The following is a 16,880-nucleotide window of genomic DNA, read 5'->3' as shown; positions in this document are numbered from 1 at the left end:
ATTTTACCGACGAGAGAAAAGGGCCATTATTGCCGGATGAAAATACCCATTACTGTGGCTATCGTAGATGGCAATGAGCCGATACGACAGTCATTAGCTATTTTGGTCGATGGGGCGGAAGGCTTTAGGGTTCAGGCTACATTCGAGGATGCGGAGTCGGCACTCGCTTATTTACCGCCCCATTGTGTCGACGTTGTCCTGATGGATATTGACCTGCCGGGCATGAACGGTATCGACTGCGTCCGGCAGCTGAAAGACCTGTGCCCTACTACCAGGGTTATGATGTGTAGCATGTACGACGAGGACGAAACCGTTTTTGACGCGCTTAAAGCGGGTGCAAACTCATATATTCTCAAACGGAGCCCGCTTCACAAACTTCTCGACGCCATCATTGAACTGCACGAAGGCGGGGCACCCATGAGCAGTACCATTGCCCGCAAAACCGCCGATTCGTTTTCCCTTTACACGACTACACCCAACACACCGGACGTACTGACGCCCCGTGAGCGCGAAATCCTGGATCGACTATCGAAAGGCTACAGCCATAAAGAAGTAGCTAATGCCCTTTTCATTAGCTCACCGATGGTGCGCAAACACATTTTCACGATCTACCAGAAGCTTCAGTTACACTCTCAGGCAGCTACCGTCAACAGACATTGGGGCCGAAAATAAAAGCACTTTTGCACGTCAGTAGCCCGCATTAAATGTGATCGTTCGGCTTCATTCTCGCTCTGGTTCGCCCTAAAAAATCATACAAATGCAGTATTGTTAGCCCTGGAACTGGCCGATAGTTTTGCCCCGGTGATTGACGCTAATCACCTCAAAAATCTTCCATCGGTTATGAAAACACTCTTTCTAACAAGGGCTACATCGCTACCAGTTAGGATTTCATCCCTGTATAAGCTAAGCGTTCTTCTACTAGCACTTACTGCACTGGGTAGCTTTTCATCCTGCCAGCGCGCTCCTTATGCCTATTTTACGCCGACTCCACGCGTACCCCATCAACGGATAGCAGTCACTAATCCCACGGTAAACCCACCTGTTGAGCCTCAGGTAACGGCTTCGTTGAAAGAAGATGTTCCTTTAACGACCAATCCCATCTGGGAACAACCAGTAGACAACACGCTTTCACATCCAGCCGTAACCGCAGTTGAGCAGACTCCCTCCCAGGGTCAACGTAAGCAGATACACCGCAACAAAACTGTACCGCCCCAGTGCGACCAGATTGTACTGCGCAGTGGCGATGTCATTGAGGCCAAGATTAAGGAAATAGGTGTCAATGAGATTAAATACAAGAAATGTGATCGGCCGGATGGTCCTGACTATACCATTTCCAAACGCGATGTGCTGAGTATAAAATATACGAATGGCGACGTCGAACGCTTCAGTACAAACGCTAATTCGTACAATACCAATAACAGTTCATCGGGAGGAAGTCGGGCCTCGTACGATAGCCCCACTAACTCTCAGAATGATGGCCCAAAAACTGATCCCTTCGCTATTGTGGCCATTGCCACCGGGGGGCTCGCCATTCTGACGGGTTATGGTGCTTTTTTGTTAGGAGCAGCAGCCATTGTGTTTGGTGCGCTCAGTTTAACGCGTATTCGAAAAGAACCAGCCCGTTTTAAAGGGAAAGGATTAGCGCTCGGCGGAATGATTGCGGGTATCGTAGCGGCCGGTGTTATCCTGCTCTACATGCTGTTATAGGCGAATTAGCTGTCGTCTGATCTAGATGCGGAATTAACTTAATCCATCAACCCTCCAACTCATGAAAAACGTTTGGATTGCCCTTTGTTTATTATGGCTAGTGAGCGCCTGTCTGCCTGAAAAAATTGGCAAGAAAGACCCTGAACCGGACCTGGCCGGCCTCTATCAAATTACCAATTTCGTAAATGATGGTGTAACCCTGATTCCGAGGTCAGGGGTTAGTGGCCGGGTAAATGTGACGAAAGACAGCGATAATCAAATAGGAATATCGTTTTCTATTACCAATAATGGACAGACGTCCAATGTTGATGGTGGGATAGTATCCATCAGTAAGTCAAGTGGGTCTTCGTATGATATTGTAGAAAACGGGACGCGAATCGGATCAATTGACGGCACTAATTTTTCGTTGAGTTATTCCGATATCAATAGCAGTTTTTCAATATCGGCAAAAAAATAAGGTCCCTCTTATGAGCCGTAAACTGTTTGGCTCATAAAGGCTCACCTCGATTTAATTCACCGGGAAAATTACCCAGCCTTTTACATTGAGGGGCTTGATCATATAGATCAAGCCCCTTTTTTATGGTTCTGAAGATTACCCCTGAACAATCTCCGGGAGCAAACTAGGATCGACACCAAATCTTGTTTGAAGCCTCCTTAACCGATTTCTCAGTTCGTCAATGTGCATGAGAATACCATTTCTAGGAGTCGAGTTGGCCAATGGGTGCTTATTGGCAGTATTAAGGCCGGAATAATGCGGGCTAAATAGTTCCGCCTTTTTTTTCTGTGCTTTTTGCTTTTTCATATCCGTTGTTATTTTACCGTATATAAATAAAGCAAATAACAAGCCTGAAAGTTATCGATAGTGGTAATGGAATCACCTCTCCAGTAGGAAGTTCTAGCATAATCAGGTCTTTCGCTTGAAAAGGACCGTTGTTGGCTGCTATCTGTCGGAATCAACGGCCAAATGATCTACATAACCTTTTCGAATAATAAAGCCTAGCGTTTCTTAAGATGTCTGCCGTCACGACTAAGCGATTACGAATCGGCCTCGAATTGACTGCTTTTTTACACAACTATGATACCACTTTTCCCCTACTGGCGATTTATCATCCACACTCCCTTGAGTCAGCAGGAAGCGCTAACCAGGCTTTCGAGCGAGGTCTCGTCGGCCCAACGACAGTTTTTCTTCTCCTGGGATACAAGTTCACAGGAGTTTAGGGGAATCGTTTCGAACAATGACTTCTGTATTGAGCGGATCATTCATTACAAAAACTCATTTTTACCCACAATTTATGGTCATTTTCTGCCTACTCAAAGGGGCTTACAGATTCGTATCGTTATGACTCTCCATCCGATTATATTGATCATTGGCATTGTATTATGTTTATGCGCACTTCCCTTTCTGGTTTCATTTGTCTATCGCTTCATCACTATTGGCCATTTCGATGAAGCCCTTAAAACACCTTTTCAGGTGATGGCCTTTCTCTACCTGCTATTCACGGGTGGCTTCGCTTTTGAAGCAGTTATAGCCCGTCGGCTGCTTAACCGCATTTTTGAGTCTAACCCGCCCACTTCGGCTACGCCTGATGCGTAATAGCGGCTCCTGCTTTCTAAAGAAGAGGAAAAGTCAGGTTTTCAGGTAGAAAATCCGTTTTGACATCACCGGGACAAACGCCCATCAGGTAAGCCCAAATAAAAACGCCCGGTCACAAGTTGGCCGGGCGTTTTTCGATAGTACATCAATATACACTATGGCTTCAATAACTTCACTTGCTGGTGCTCGGTAGTCGTATTGACGTGCAAGAGGATTATTCCCTTACCCGTACCAATGGGCACACTCACCCGCTCCAGCGAAGCCGCTTCCTCAAGACGCTGCTGATGCAGGACTTTACCCTGCATGTCCACCAGATTCAACTGCACGGCCTGACCCGCTATCCCTCGAATTTCAACCTCGACGGATTTACCCTCCACCGGATTGCCCAATACAGTCACCTGTAAACCCGCTCCGGCTTCGGCCACCCCCACTCGGGTGGGAGCCGTGCAGACCGCCAGCCAGTTATACAGATAGGTTGCCGTTGTAGCGCCCTGTTTTGCACTCAGGGTAATGCTTGGATTGTCGGTATACAGATTCAGACTATAGGGCCCTGGATTGATGGTCGCCGGCATCTCATTGACCACCGAAAAACTAATGGGCGAATTGTCTACTCCGCCATATTGGGGCGTAAAGGTTACCCGACGCTGACCTGCACTCACTACCTCACAACTCACCGTCGATACACCCACAATCGTAAAACCGGCTGGTGTGCTGGGCATGGGGTTTACCGTCAGCTGAAAGCTGGTTTGAGCGGGCAAACCACCCGGATCGAGAGCGGTTATCTGAACACTGCTCACACCCGAAGTGGAGGGTGTACCACTGATCAGACTACCCGTGAGACTCAAGCCCGCAGGTAAGCCCGTAGCCGAGAACGTCAGTGACTGACCATCAGGGTCCGAGAAGTAGTTGGTCAGTTGCAACTGATAGGCTTGTCCTACCAGAATGGTCTGGTTGGGAATACCACTCGTGGTGGGCGGGCTGCTGGGGTTGTTGCCCGTCTGGCAGGAAGCCAGCCAGTTGTAGGCAAAGCGCGCTTCAGGATTACCGGCCTGATTAGCTACCAGGGTGATGACCGGATTGTCGTTGTAGAGCTTGAGCGAATAGGGTGCCGGGGCTGTCGTGGTGGGCATCTCATTGACTACCGAGAAGCTGATGGGATTACTGTTCTGCCCTGTGTACTGAGGGGTAAACTGGACCTGATAGCCACCCTTGGCTTCATCGATGAGCGTACAGTTGACCATCGTCACTTTGGTAATGGCAAAACCACCTGGCAGGATCTGCAAGCTTACCGGACTGGCTTGGGGACTGGTGCAGCTGCCTACTGAACAAGTAGCCGTCAGGGTATAGTTGCCGGGCTGGCTGAAGGTATAGATGTTGCCCGTGGCCTGCCCCGCTCCGCCTTGTGGGAACCAGTTGATGGTACCCCCACAACCACTGGCCGTGACCGAGATGGGCTGGTTAGACGTCGAGGTAGCCGAGGCTTGCAGGCTTGGCGCTGCCAGCGCCGTGTTACTGCTAACCGTGGTCGTCGCCGTCGCCGAGCAGCCACTGCTGGCGACTACCGTTACCGAGTAAACGCCCTGTTGGTTGACGATAGCCGTGTTGGCCAAACTGGCGATCACACCCGAAGGGCCACTGAAGCTGTAGGTGCTTCCTCCATTCGCCGTTAAGGTCACGCTGGTCTGAGCACAGGTGATGGGTCCATTGTTTTGCAGATTCGCTTGGGGCAACGGATTCACCTGAACGGTTGTGCTGGCCGAAGCATTCACTCCATTAGCGCTTACCGTCAATGTATAGCTTTGTGATCCCGAACCAGAAGCGGTCAGGGTCTGCTGAAAAGCACCGGTTGACGAGCTCCCTATCGTCGGCGTGTCCTGCCCATTGGTCAGCGTGTAGGTATAAGCCCCTGTCAGGTTGCCCACAGTCGCGGTGAACGTCAGGGGGCTACCCGTGCAAAGGGTCCCGCTCAGTGGCGCAAAGCCACTCAGGCTGGGACCGGGCGTGTATTGCAGGGCGTAGACGAAGGAAGCTAAGTTGGGGTTGCCGGCCGCGTCCTGAGCCCGTTCCTCTTGTACGCCCACATTGATCCTACCAGCACTGGTCGGAGTGAGCGTCACCGTGTAGGTGATATTATCCATAGTTATCAGGTCAGCCAGGGTGGCTATATCGACAAAGATATCACTGAGCACAAAATCGGTAACGGCCTCCGAGAAGGCGATGGTCAACGTCACTGGTCCGGTGATGCTACTACCCGATGGCCCCGCTGAAGAGGTGATCGAAACGCTGGGTGGAGTGGTGTCGATTGTCCAGGTGTAGGTGGCTGGCGTAGGGTCCACGTTACCCGCTACATCGACAGCCCGGACCCGGAAGGTATGTTCGCCCTCGAGCAGCCTGGAATAGGGCTGGTTACTAAAGGATATCTGTTCATATTCACTCCCATCCAGACTAAACTGGAAAGTAGAGCCGCCTTCCGAGTTGGAGAATCTGAACACGGCCGAGGTGCTATTGGTAATCAGGGGAGGAGTCGTCGAAAAGGAGGTTTCGGGAGGGGTGGTGTCAATTCGGAAGGAGTTAGTGTTGCTTAAGACGCTATTGAGGCCATTGAGCTGGGCGATGGCATGAACCGTATGCACCACCTCGGTCAGGGGCGTAGTCGGCGAATAGGTCCAGTTACCGGTCTGGCCAGCGGTAGTCGTGCCGCTCAGGACGTTATCGATATAAACCAAGATTGTAGTGTTGGCTGGAGCCGTTCCGCTGCACTCGGGCGTGTTGTCGGCGAAAACCCCACCATTGGCTGGTGTGATGACCGTCGGGGCCGAAGGTGGGTTAACTACGGTCAGGGCAAAGGCATTGGTGGTCAGCGAGTTGCAGCCACTGGTAGCGACGAGTGAGTAGCTGCCACTCTGGCTAATGTTAACACTATTGAGCGTGAGGGTGGCTGAGGTCTGCCCGCTGACAATGCCGGTCTGGTTATACCATTGCAGGCTGGTAGGGGTTCCACTGATGCCCACCGGTACCCGCAAATTGGATCCGGTCGCTACGGTGGCACTGCTGGCAGGCTGCTGGGTGATGACTACCGGCGTACTGCCATATAGCACCGAGATATTGTTACTGCCCCCATTGGCGGTAATGATATCGGGACGACCGTCAGCGTTAAGATCACTGACCACAACAAAATTAGGTTGATTATCTACAGCGTAATTGCTAGCAGCCGCAAAGCTTCCGGCTCCATTTCCCAGCAGCACCGATACATTGTCACTAAAATTATTAGCTGAAATGAGATCAAGAAAACCATCGGCGTTGACATCACTCACCGTCACACTAAAAGGCACATTCCCAACGGGGTAGTTGGTTCTCACAAAGACTCCTCCAAGTTGCCCACGCAGTACCGTTACGGAATTATCAATTGAATTGGCGGTGATGATATCGGGATTGAAATCGCCGTTGATATTACTCAATACTACGCCGGTAGGCCCGCTCCCAACGGCCCAGTTTACTGCCGGACGGAAGCTTCCATCCCCCTGTCCAGGGAGTATCGATACGTTGTCACTAAAACCATTCGCCGTGACTATACTGATTTTACCATCTCCATAGACATCCCCCACACAGACCGAAAATGGAGAATCCCCTACTGGATAGTTCACAGGAACCGCAAAGCTTCCGGCTCCATCTCCCAGCAGTACCGACACCGTGTTACTGGTAGTATTGGCCGTGATGAGATCTGGATGACCATCGGCGTTGATATCACTCATCGCTACTGAAGAAGGTGCAGTCCCCACTGGGAAATTGACGGCAGCCGCAAAGCTTCCGGCTCCATTTCCCAGCAGCACCGATACATTGTTACCGGTAGTATTGGCCGTAATGAGATCGGGTCGTCCATCTCCATTCACATCCCCGGCCACTACTGATCGCGGATTATTCCCTACCGGGTAGTTAATCGCTGACGCAAACCCTCCATCTACTTTCCCCAACAGCACGGAAACATTGTTACTAGAATTATTAGCTGAAATGAGATCAAGAAAACCATCGGCGTTGACATCTCTCACCGTCACCGATCGGGGTTGGCTGCCTACTCCATAATTGGTAGCGGGTAGAAAGCATTGGGCAACAAGCCTGGAGGGAGTTATTAAGAACCCACCCCCTAGTAAACAAGCCAGCCAGAACACTTGTGTCCGGCAATCGGTCATCAGCCGCTGACGATAAACAAACGGTAGAAAAGAGGCCATAAAGTAAAATAGATTGAGTTAAAGAGAACAGGAATTAATGGAATGTAGACCTGAAGCGCCAAAGCGGCCAATCCTGGAAATTGTTGGCTTAGGAAAGTACCCTGCCAGCAGGAGCAAGAAGTGAGGTTGGATACATACGTTAAAGAGAAGGGGTTGAATGGTGAATAAAAAGGCATGATTTCCGTATATCAGACACAAAATCAGGGGTATATACGTAAATAATTTCTTATTAGATGTCGTACATATTAATTTTCCTAAATACTTAGGAAATATACCTATACGTTCATTCGGAAAATTACAGATGTTATTTCTTGCGGAATTATAAAAACGCCCGATCTCATCGAAACCAGGCATTCACCTTTATCCACGTTTTAAGGTTGTTTACGCCCAGAAAGGATCATACTCAACTCTGAGACAGACGCTCTAACAAAAACTTACCAGAAGGTTTATACCCATCGGGGGTTCAAGCAGCCAGCAACGAACGTAGCCGACATACGTTGGCCATTTCGTCAATCAGTTGCTGCGGGATGTAGGCCAACTTCTCCGTCAGCTTGCACTACAGCTTACATAAAAGTCTGGTGTATCTGAAAATGTCTCCATATTGATAGCTTTCGACCCTGGAATATTAGTTGGCTAAGCTATTTTCAAGGGGTTAAAATTAGCTTAGTCATAGCTTACTTTTCTGCCGATCACCGCAACACCTCTACACCATCTGTTTATCCATGAACTACCTGTATGATTACACGGGGCAGGTTCTTCGGATTAATTATGGAGCTGCCGGCCGGCTTCTGTTTAGTCTCAACAGCAAATTAAACCTAACTGGTAATCAGAATTGATCTTTACGGTTAGGGCATATTTGATAGCCCATACTTATAGATGAGGGTTGCCTCATTATAATTTCCAATCGCTTCGACCGTGGCCAATATCGGCAACACTGGCAATCAGGCGAATTGAACAAATGCCCTGACCGACCCGACAAAATAGAGTTATCTAACCTTTACATTTATTCTGTCCGTTATTATACCCCTCCCCCCTTTTTTGAGCGTATATTTTATACGATGAAGGTTACCCAGGTATATGCCTGAGGGGGATTTGCAAGAAATAAAACTAATGGTCGTAGCTAAATTTCCGTCCTATTTTCAGTGCCCACAAAGGGACTAAAAGCTTCCTTTGTGGGCGCATCTGTCCATTTTTCGGCTGAGGCGTGGTACACCGTTTGCAAGAAGAGCCATTACTAGTAAAGCCGGCAAAGCCATTACCAATGCCAAGAGGCTCCTACTTGATCTCTCCTACTAAGTACTGGCTTTAGTTTTAAAGTGCCGTAATGATACGAGCATAAATATTATTCGTTATATTGCTATCATAGGCATTGGTAGCATCATCAGCGACACTAACAGTAAGGTTAGCCGCACTATTTGAGTTAGCACTGGTTCGAGTGAGGCTAAAACCAATATTTACATTGCCACCGGCTCCGATGAACTGGCCAGATTTCATCACTAATGAAATCTGATTGTTTTGTGAACTGGTCACGGTCCAGCTCGTATTCGTCACTGTTGTTGGACTTCCCGTACCGCCCGAGATAGTGATACTGGTAATGGAAGGGTTAAAAGCGAGTGAATAACCAATAGGAGCTGTAAGGGTGATCACTACGTTGCCACTCGAGGTTGGAAATCCATTTCCTTCATAAATCCCTACCACAAAGTTAGCGACACTGCTCCCGGCAGGGAAGTTAGCTTGTGGCAAAAGTAAATTAGGCGTTAAGTCAGGGGTTGAGGGTGTATATATTATTTTATTGAGTGCACCGGTATTCCGGCTCAGATAATAAAGATTACCATCAGGACCCGTTAACATACTCAGTGAATTGCCGGGTAAACTGGTGGCAAAGGCAGATCGTCCGGCAGGGGTAACAGATAGGTCAATGTTGTTTATCCAGTTATTACAGAGGTCCTGATAAAAGTAGCGACCAATTAAATTGGAGGGATAGTTCGTACTGACTGGACTGAAAAAGGTGCCGCCCGTAATAGCGCATCCTTTACCGTCACCCGTCCCATGCGGATAAGCATAAACAGGATTGGTAAAGGCTGAATTGGTACTTGTTCCTTCGGCGTCCGGCCAGCCAAAATTCAGCCCTCCAGCAGTGGCTTCGTTAATTTCCTCCCATGACCCTTCCCCAACGTCATTAACGAAGACCCTCCCCGTTCCAGGCTGAATGGCAATCGTATAAGGGTTACGTAAACCATAGGCCCACACTAGTTTACGCTGATTAGTTCCAGTGGGAAACGGATTATCGGCAGGTGGGCTCCCATCGGGATTAATACGAAGAATCTTACCGAGATGAGTATCCAGGTTTTGTGCGTTATCCCGAAACGCATTTTCTCCTATGCCGACGTAGAGCTTACCGTCTTTTCCGAAACCCATGGCACCACCATTGTGATTGGTGGCTCCACTTAAGGGGTCTATATCCAAAATCACCGTCTCACTGCCCGACACAACGACATCACCAGTTGCGGTAAATCGACTGATACGGTTATGAGCAGGAGTGCCTGGAACGGTATAATAGAGATAGATGTATTGATTTGTTGAAAAGGCAGGATCCAATACAACACCGATAAGACCCCGTTCACCGGTCGAGTCAACGGTCAATTTCACAAGAGGAGCAGTCAATAAGCTTCCGTTTTTAATGACACGTAAGGCACCTCCTTGCTGGGTAACGAACACCCGACCGTCTGGAGCAAACACCATAGCGGTCGGGTTTCTAATACCATTGACTACCTGCACCTGGCTAAAGCCGGTCGGAAAGGTTTGAGCTTGTAGCCTTTCAACAAAAAATAGAACTAGAAAAACGGCAAGTAACCCTGCGCTTTTAGAATAAGTAGCATGCAGCTTGCTCCGATTGACGCGATGGTCAATCCAGTTGTAAATAATTTTCATAAAATTTTCGGATAAAGTCTCTTAAAACTGTCAGTACCAGGAAATTAAACTGTAGTTTTTATCTTATTGTTTATTAAAAAAGTAGTATATATACTTAATATAGAACCTATGGTATTGATCATCCATTCTCCGTTGGCTGGCATTGCTTCGATGAACCGGCCTTGTTCGACTCATTCAGTAACCGCTGAATACTATGTGGTACGGAGATCACAATCTACCCGACAAGAACATTTTTCCTACCTATTTAGTCTTTTTTGTATGTTACCCCTGCGTTCTTTCTTATCGATATATTTACTCGTAAGCATGACTGGCTCCGACAAGCCTTTTGACAAGAAGACGCCCGGTGAGCGTCTGGATGCACATTCCGCTCTACAAGCGGCCGGGCTAGGGGTTTGGGAAGTGGACTCCCAAACCAACCACGTCCACTGGGATGATCGCTGCCGCGAGCTGTTTGGTCTGGGCAAAGATCTTATAGTGACTTATCAAGAGGCCGTTCAGCATATCCATCCCGAGGATGTTGACCAGGTTAATAAAGCTTTAAACTGGGCGATGAACCCCGAGTCAGATGGAGTCTATGATCAGACCTTTCGCACCCTGGGAGCCGATGATGGCCAACTGCGCTGGGTACGCTTTCAGGGACACGCCTATTTTAGCGAGGCCGGTAAGTTAGTGATCGACAACGGTGTAGGCTTTGATGAAAAGTATCTGGATCGCATCTTTCAGGTCTTTCAACGACTACATGGAAGGAGTCAGTTTGCCGGATCAGGTATCGGTCTGGCTATTTGCGAGAAGGTGGTTACGAATCATGGCGGAGCCATCACAGCCAGTAGTCAACCAGGCCAGGGAGCAACCTTCAGCGTGTATTTGCCTGTGTAGCCGGACCTCGGCTATCAGCCACGTTAAGTGTTCGAACCGAATTATCTAGTGGTCTACCTTACGTCTTCTTACGATAATGACTTACCTGACTCTAACCCTTACTGATTTAGTAGTAAACGAGCCCCACTCATCCATGTTACAGGAACCGAAACGTCGTAAATAATACGGCGAACCGCGGCCAGATAACTTTGAGGAATGATAACCGCATGCTTCAGATGCACGCTATCCGTAGCCATTGGCGCACGGCCACAGGACCAAACGCTCAAATCGTTCCAGTAACCGCTTTTAACGGTATACATCTGTTCACAGGCTGCTTTGGTCTGAAAGGCTATTGAACTTGAAAAGGCGGAACTTTCAGTCGGCGAGCACAGTGCTCTCACTTGCCATTCGTATTGAGTCGAGCTAGCTAAATTCGTTAAGCTATAGGTACTCAGATTATTGGTACTAATGGTAAGACTACTAACTGTCGTCCAGTCTGTAGCTCCTACGGAACGCCAGCGGATTTCGGCGCGTGTATCACTGGCCCCATTAAAAAAATACCAGCCCAGTGTCGCTGAATTTTCGGTTATATCGTACGTACCCGAACCTGGGATACCACATGGATACGTCACAAAACTAGCGATCGCCGAGTAGCCCGAATATTGCCCATCCGGGCATTTTGTCCGCACCTGCCACTCATAACCAGTACCACTTAAGAGGCTACTGAGTGCACTATAGTTCGTAGACAGATTGTTCATCTCTGTCCAGTCGGTGGTACCTGTCCGCCGGTATCGCAGATCATAGGTAACCCCAATTCCCATGGGGTTCCAGCTCAGCGATGCGCCTGTAACGGTGGCGGAATAAAGGCTGAGTCCTACCGGCGTTCGGCATTGGGTCGTAAAGTAAGGCCCACTCGTGAAGTCCGAGCTAACCGAAGGCGAGCAGGTCGTTCTGATTTGCCACTCAAAGGTGGTATTGTTGGGTAAACCAGTTGCATCAAAACTACCGCCTGTCGTGGTGGCCGTCAGGTTGCTGACGGTGGTTGTCCAATTGGAAGAACCCAGAGGACGATACCTGATTTCGTAGGTGGTACCAGCTTCATTACTTACATACCAGAAGAACTGGGCCGATGATGAGGTAACATAGGAGACATAGGCATTACTCGTCGTGACAGGATTACACCGGGTGGTGAAGCTAGCCATTGCCGAGTACTCCGATTGAGCATTCGCTGAACACGCCTGGCGGACCCGCCACTCGTAAGTCACATTGGTGGGAAGACCCGTTAAGCTATAATTGGTAACACCCAGATTACTGATCGTGCTCCATACCCCGCTACCCACGGCTCGATACTGGAGCTCGTAGGTATTGCCTGGCTCGGCACTCCCATTGATGTACCAGGATAAGCGGGTAGCTGTAGCCGTTGTATTGTTGTTGAGACCTTGAGGGATAGCACATACAGTGGTAAAGTAATTGGATGCCGAAAAATCAGACTGTTGCCCACCGAGACAAAAACTCTTCGCCTGCCATTCGTATAGGGTGTTATTGGTCAATCCACTCACAGAATAAGCCGTCGTGGTTAAGCTACTGACCACTGTCCAGTCGGTTGTTCCCACCGCTCGATACCTAAGCTCAGTCGTACGACCTGTTTCGTAATAGTTGAGTGACCAGTATAGGTATGCTGAGGAAGACAATACATTGGATACCTGTAAGGAGGAAGGTGCCAGACAGGATAAGGTTGAAAAGGTCTGGAGTGTCGTAAAGTCAGAACTCACCGTTGGTGAACAGACGCCCTGCACCTGCCATTCGTAGGCGGTTGAAGGCTGTAAGCCCGTTAACGAATAGTATCCTGTAGTCGATCCCAAATTAGGGACGACAGTCCAGTTTGGATCGCCTACCGCACGCCAGCGCAGGCTATAGGTCTGGCCGGGAACTGACGTGCTCCAACTGAGATTGGCCGATGCACGGGCCGGGTACGAATATGGATAGGCGGGTACCTGACAGGGTATGCTGAAACTAATAGGCCCCTCATAGTTATCACTACCCGTCGTTCTGACCCGCCATTCATAGGTGGTGTTGGGGGCTAATCCGTAAATACTCACCCTGTTTTCTATCAGATTGGGGATTGTATTCCAGGTCGGGCTATCCACAACCCGCCACTGTACTTCATAAGTAGCACCCGCACCGGCGGCAGGCCAGTTTAAGAGGGCGGTAGTTCCAGTGATAGATGTGGTTAACCCTGACAGGGTGACATCAATTAGTGAACTAAGACTGCCCGTCGTTGTATTCGAGGGACGTACCCGATAATAATAGTGGTTTGGTGCTGTAGCGCGCGTATCGGTGAAGGTTGTGGCATTCGGCTCTACACCCCAAATGGGAATAAATCCCGTAGTAGGCGATGGAGAGCGTTCGATGAAATAGCCCATTTCATTCGTCGCATTGTCCTGCCAGGTCAAGGTCACTAAAGAGCCATTCAGGCTGATGCGTAAGTTACTGGGCGCCGGGACATCGGTGGGTGGGGCATCGAGCGAGTAAGCGGTATGGGTCTGGCGGAGGGCTAAGCCTGCCTGCATCCGATCATACTGACCGGGAGTAAAGTCATGCGTACAGGGATAATAGTACGACATGATATTGGTGATCGAGGGCGAGTAGGGTTCTCCGTTAGCATCGCGGGCGGTGCTGTTTGGATCGTATTGAGGACAACCCGTTCCAGTAGTCAGGTAAGCGCCTACCTTATTGTAGGGATCGGCGGGGGTATCACAGATTAAATCACCATCGGTCGCGCAGTTGGCTCCGGCTCCTCGCGTGACTAGCTCAGTTGTAGTTGCATTTCCATTATTATTGCCAAACGTATGGTAGAGGTTAAAGTTATGGCCTAATTCATGCGGCATCACCCGATTGCCCACATCCTCAATTGGCCCGACCACGCCGGTCATGATAAATGAACGGGTTGAGTAGGTGGCATTGGCGGGATAATAAGCGAATCCGCCTACAGTTGAGGTTGAAAACCGATTTACATAATATTGGTTCATCGCATTGGTCGCGTCCCGACCGTCTACCGCTGACCCTTCAGGATATGGGAAGCTGCTGAACAACGCATCATTGTCGATGTAATCAGGTGTGGTACCGGCGAAGTAGAATTGAATACCATAGCCATTTGAGAGGTAGTAACTATTGGTAATCGCCATGGCCTGATTTAAATTGGCCAGTGAAAAGCCGCCAGAGCCATCACTTTGGCGAAGGATGTGAGGTCGAATGGGCATATAAGTGATGGCAGTGAAGGCCGCTCCCGAGGCTCGTTTGCGTTCCAGGGCCAAGTTACCCTGTTGCACCAGTGCGCGTATCTGTTGTGGAGTGAGGTCCTCCGTACCGCATTGCGGTTGTAAAGCTGGAGACGTTTGTGCCTGCATTTGGCTACTAAAGACAGACAAGAGCAACCAACTGAGAATACCGGTAAAGATTCGATTCATAAATTTTGACAAAAATGAAGTTAATTTTACAGGTTAGGCTAAGTCTATTTTACTGATTGATGAGCGCACATTCCATGCTGTGATTGACGTTCCCTGACCAACCAGGCCATTGCGATGAAAGAGACCGCAATGGCCGCCCCGCCAAAAGCACCGAAACCAAGTCCAATTGTCGTAACAACATCTATAACCACCATTCACGTTAATCTACTGTAGGAGCGGGAGGGCTCCCTGCCAGGTCAGTTTTTCATTGGATAATAGCCAGGTGCGGCCTTTATCATTATTGCCCTGATAAAATAAATAGGTTTGTCGGTTATGGTCTTCAAAAATGTGCGGGTGACCCGATTCACTGGCATTCCAACTGCCCGGCATACCATTTTTCAGAAAAGGTTCTGTCTGCATTCGCTCCCAGTGCAGGCCGTCCTTACTGTGTGCGATGCCGATCTGCTGCGGCCAGTTATTGTAGGCACCCGCATAAAACATCACTAGCTCTCCCTGGCGCTCGATCACCGAAGCGCCTTCAATACACTCGCCTTCCCAGGCGAGTTCCGGCTTTAGAATCGGGCCGTCGATGGAGAGTTGTTTCCATTCGTTCCGATTAAAGGAGGTTGTCAACGGGGTTGCAGCTACGCCCAGAATCTGGGTTTTATACGCCGGATCACGGGTAGCAAAGTAGAGAAAATACTGGTTTTTAAACCGATACACTTCGGCATCAATCGCCCGACCGCAGTTCCACAAACCCGTCGGGCGGAAAATTGGGTTTGTTTCATTGCGCTTGAAGTGGATGCCATCTTCCGACCATGCATGGCAGATGGCATCTTTAGGCCCTCCCCCGTATGTCTGGTAAAACAGGTGGACTTGTCCATCCTTCAGCAAAGCACCGGGCGCGCAGATGCCCGCTCTTTCATAGTCGGCAACGGGCGGAATTTCCGCAATTTTTTGCCAGTCGATCAGATTCCGGCTTTCCGCAATGCCAATGCCCCAACCCTGTTTTACCCCGTTCGAATCAGTATAGGCCGGTACCGAAAAATACATCAGATAACGGCCTTTGAATTTTACCACGTGCGGATCTTTGGCATACGGTCGGCCCAGTCGGGAGCGATCGCCGTACATCATCTTGCGAGGTTCTTTTTCATCAACGACATTTGGATGCAGCCAGCCGCTACTCAACATCAGAAGAAGGCTAAGGCCAATCGGCACTATAAATCGATATTGTTTCATACTGTATTATTGTAACCAGTTTTTGGGTCAAAGGTCTAAGGGTTCGACATACGGGTTAATGAATTGACCAGTAACTCCAGGCCCCAAGCTCATAGTCGTTAAAAAATGCGTAGATCAAACCAACTATAAATGTAAATAAAACAGTGAATCTCGGCTAGATGGTTGATTTCTGGATGGCTCCCTGAATAAGGATGAATGTCGCGAAAGAGCTAATGCCTAAACAAAACGAGTCCGACTAGTGACCTGCACAATGAAACACAGCATGCATCGACTAAAAAACGAACGGATATATGAACGCCCGATCTCATCGAAACCGGGCGTTCACGTCTAACCCAGCTTTTTAAGCCATTTAGACCCAGAAAAGGACCGTGCCCAGCTACAGGGTATAGCCGCTCTAACAATTACTTACCAAGAGGTACATACCCATCGGGAGTTAATGCTCTCTGCACCGAACGTTTCCCGCATACGTTGACCTTTTCTGCACTTAGGAGGCAATGGCTGGGCGAACCTGTAAGTAACCAATCGGCTCAACGTTGAGCCCATAAAAATTTATTACACCCTATTATATTCTTTCGTTACCTGTTGGTACCACTGCCAGCCTTCGGATGAGCATTCAATGGCAATGTGTACAAACGTACTTCGTTCATCTAACCCAATCTGAGTATACTGAAAGAAATCGGCAGGCAGATCGATTAATTGGGGATCTAAGTAAGTAAGGAACGGGTAGGTTACGTAATCAGTCACGTTCATTCCGATGGTACTTGTATGCGGTTGGTAAGAATAGGAAATTATTAACGAATAGTCAATCGGTGCATTACATTGGTAACCGGACGTCTTTATACCCGTAACCGGAAAGTAAAGTGGATTGCATGTGATCGGCGG

Annotated in this window: 10 protein-coding genes and 2 pseudogenes; 6 read left to right on the top strand and 6 right to left on the bottom strand. The window is 49.0% G+C overall.

The window, feature by feature from the left end:
* Nucleotides 1–36 precede the first annotated feature (36 nt).
* The 3 genes from G8759_RS02260 (at nucleotide 37) to G8759_RS02250 (ending at nucleotide 2,164) form a co-directional block, all read left to right on the top strand.
* A complete protein-coding gene (locus G8759_RS02260; RefSeq protein WP_167204821.1) occupies nucleotides 37–672 on the top strand; it encodes a response regulator transcription factor in 636 nt (211 codons plus the stop codon).
* A 168-nt stretch (nucleotides 673–840) separates the two neighbouring features.
* Nucleotides 841–1,707 carry a DUF4190 domain-containing protein gene (locus G8759_RS02255; protein ID WP_167204819.1) on the top strand — a complete coding sequence of 289 codons (867 nt, stop codon included), beginning with the start codon at nucleotides 841–843 and terminating at the stop codon, nucleotides 1,705–1,707.
* Between the two features lie 61 nt (nucleotides 1,708–1,768).
* Nucleotides 1,769–2,164 (top strand): hypothetical protein, encoded by a 396-nt coding sequence (locus G8759_RS02250; protein ID WP_167204816.1) that lies wholly within the window; start codon nucleotides 1,769–1,771, stop codon nucleotides 2,162–2,164.
* 135 nt (nucleotides 2,165–2,299) lie between these two features.
* On the opposite strand, the gene G8759_RS02245 is transcribed toward G8759_RS02250, so the two are convergent.
* Complete coding sequence (locus G8759_RS02245) at nucleotides 2,300–2,509, bottom strand: hypothetical protein (RefSeq protein ID WP_167204814.1); 210 nt, start codon at nucleotides 2,507–2,509, stop codon at nucleotides 2,300–2,302.
* Nucleotides 2,510–2,782: 273 nt separating this feature from the next.
* On the opposite strand from G8759_RS02245, the gene G8759_RS02240 reads away from it, so the two are divergent.
* Nucleotides 2,783–3,301 (top strand): hypothetical protein, encoded by a 519-nt coding sequence (locus G8759_RS02240; RefSeq protein ID WP_167204812.1) that lies wholly within the window; start codon nucleotides 2,783–2,785, stop codon nucleotides 3,299–3,301.
* A gap of 155 nt (nucleotides 3,302–3,456) precedes the next feature.
* Here the strand turns inward: G8759_RS02240 and G8759_RS02235 are convergent, their stop codons facing one another.
* Together G8759_RS02235 and G8759_RS02230 are read right to left on the bottom strand one after the other, a co-directional pair.
* Entirely contained in the window at nucleotides 3,457–7,527 is a 4,071-nt protein-coding gene (locus G8759_RS02235; protein WP_167204810.1) for an FG-GAP-like repeat-containing protein, read from the bottom strand.
* A 1,311-nt stretch (nucleotides 7,528–8,838) separates the two neighbouring features.
* A complete protein-coding gene (locus tag G8759_RS02230; protein ID WP_167204808.1) occupies nucleotides 8,839–10,458 on the bottom strand; it encodes a PQQ-dependent sugar dehydrogenase in 1,620 nt (539 codons plus the stop codon).
* A gap of 108 nt (nucleotides 10,459–10,566) precedes the next feature.
* Between G8759_RS02230 and G8759_RS36275 the strand changes: the two are divergent.
* Both G8759_RS36275 and G8759_RS35760 read left to right on the top strand, forming a co-directional pair.
* A pseudogene (locus tag G8759_RS36275) lies at nucleotides 10,567–11,073 on the top strand (PAS domain-containing protein); the annotation flags it as partial.
* A 54-nt stretch (nucleotides 11,074–11,127) separates the two neighbouring features.
* Nucleotides 11,128–11,334: pseudogene (locus G8759_RS35760) on the top strand (sensor histidine kinase); the annotation flags it as partial.
* Between the two features lie 98 nt (nucleotides 11,335–11,432).
* Here the strand turns inward: G8759_RS35760 and G8759_RS02220 are convergent.
* The 3 genes from G8759_RS02220 to G8759_RS02210 all read right to left on the bottom strand — a co-directional run bounded on the left by G8759_RS02220 (nucleotide 11,433) and on the right by G8759_RS02210 (nucleotide 16,748).
* A complete protein-coding gene (locus G8759_RS02220; RefSeq protein WP_167204804.1) occupies nucleotides 11,433–14,780 on the bottom strand; it encodes a fibronectin type III domain-containing protein in 3,348 nt (1,115 codons plus the stop codon).
* 204 nt (nucleotides 14,781–14,984) lie between these two features.
* Entirely contained in the window at nucleotides 14,985–15,998 is a 1,014-nt protein-coding gene (locus G8759_RS02215) for a family 43 glycosylhydrolase (RefSeq protein ID WP_232074103.1), read from the bottom strand.
* A 552-nt stretch (nucleotides 15,999–16,550) separates the two neighbouring features.
* Nucleotides 16,551–16,748, bottom strand: coding sequence for a hypothetical protein (locus tag G8759_RS02210; protein ID WP_167204802.1), 198 nt, complete (start codon nucleotides 16,746–16,748; stop codon nucleotides 16,551–16,553).
* Between the last annotated feature and the right edge of the window lie 132 nt (nucleotides 16,749–16,880).

The organism is Spirosoma aureum, assembly GCF_011604685.1.
Lineage (GTDB): Bacteria > Bacteroidota > Bacteroidia > Cytophagales > Spirosomataceae > Spirosoma > Spirosoma aureum.
This window is presented reverse-complemented; position numbering and strand designations above follow the sequence as displayed.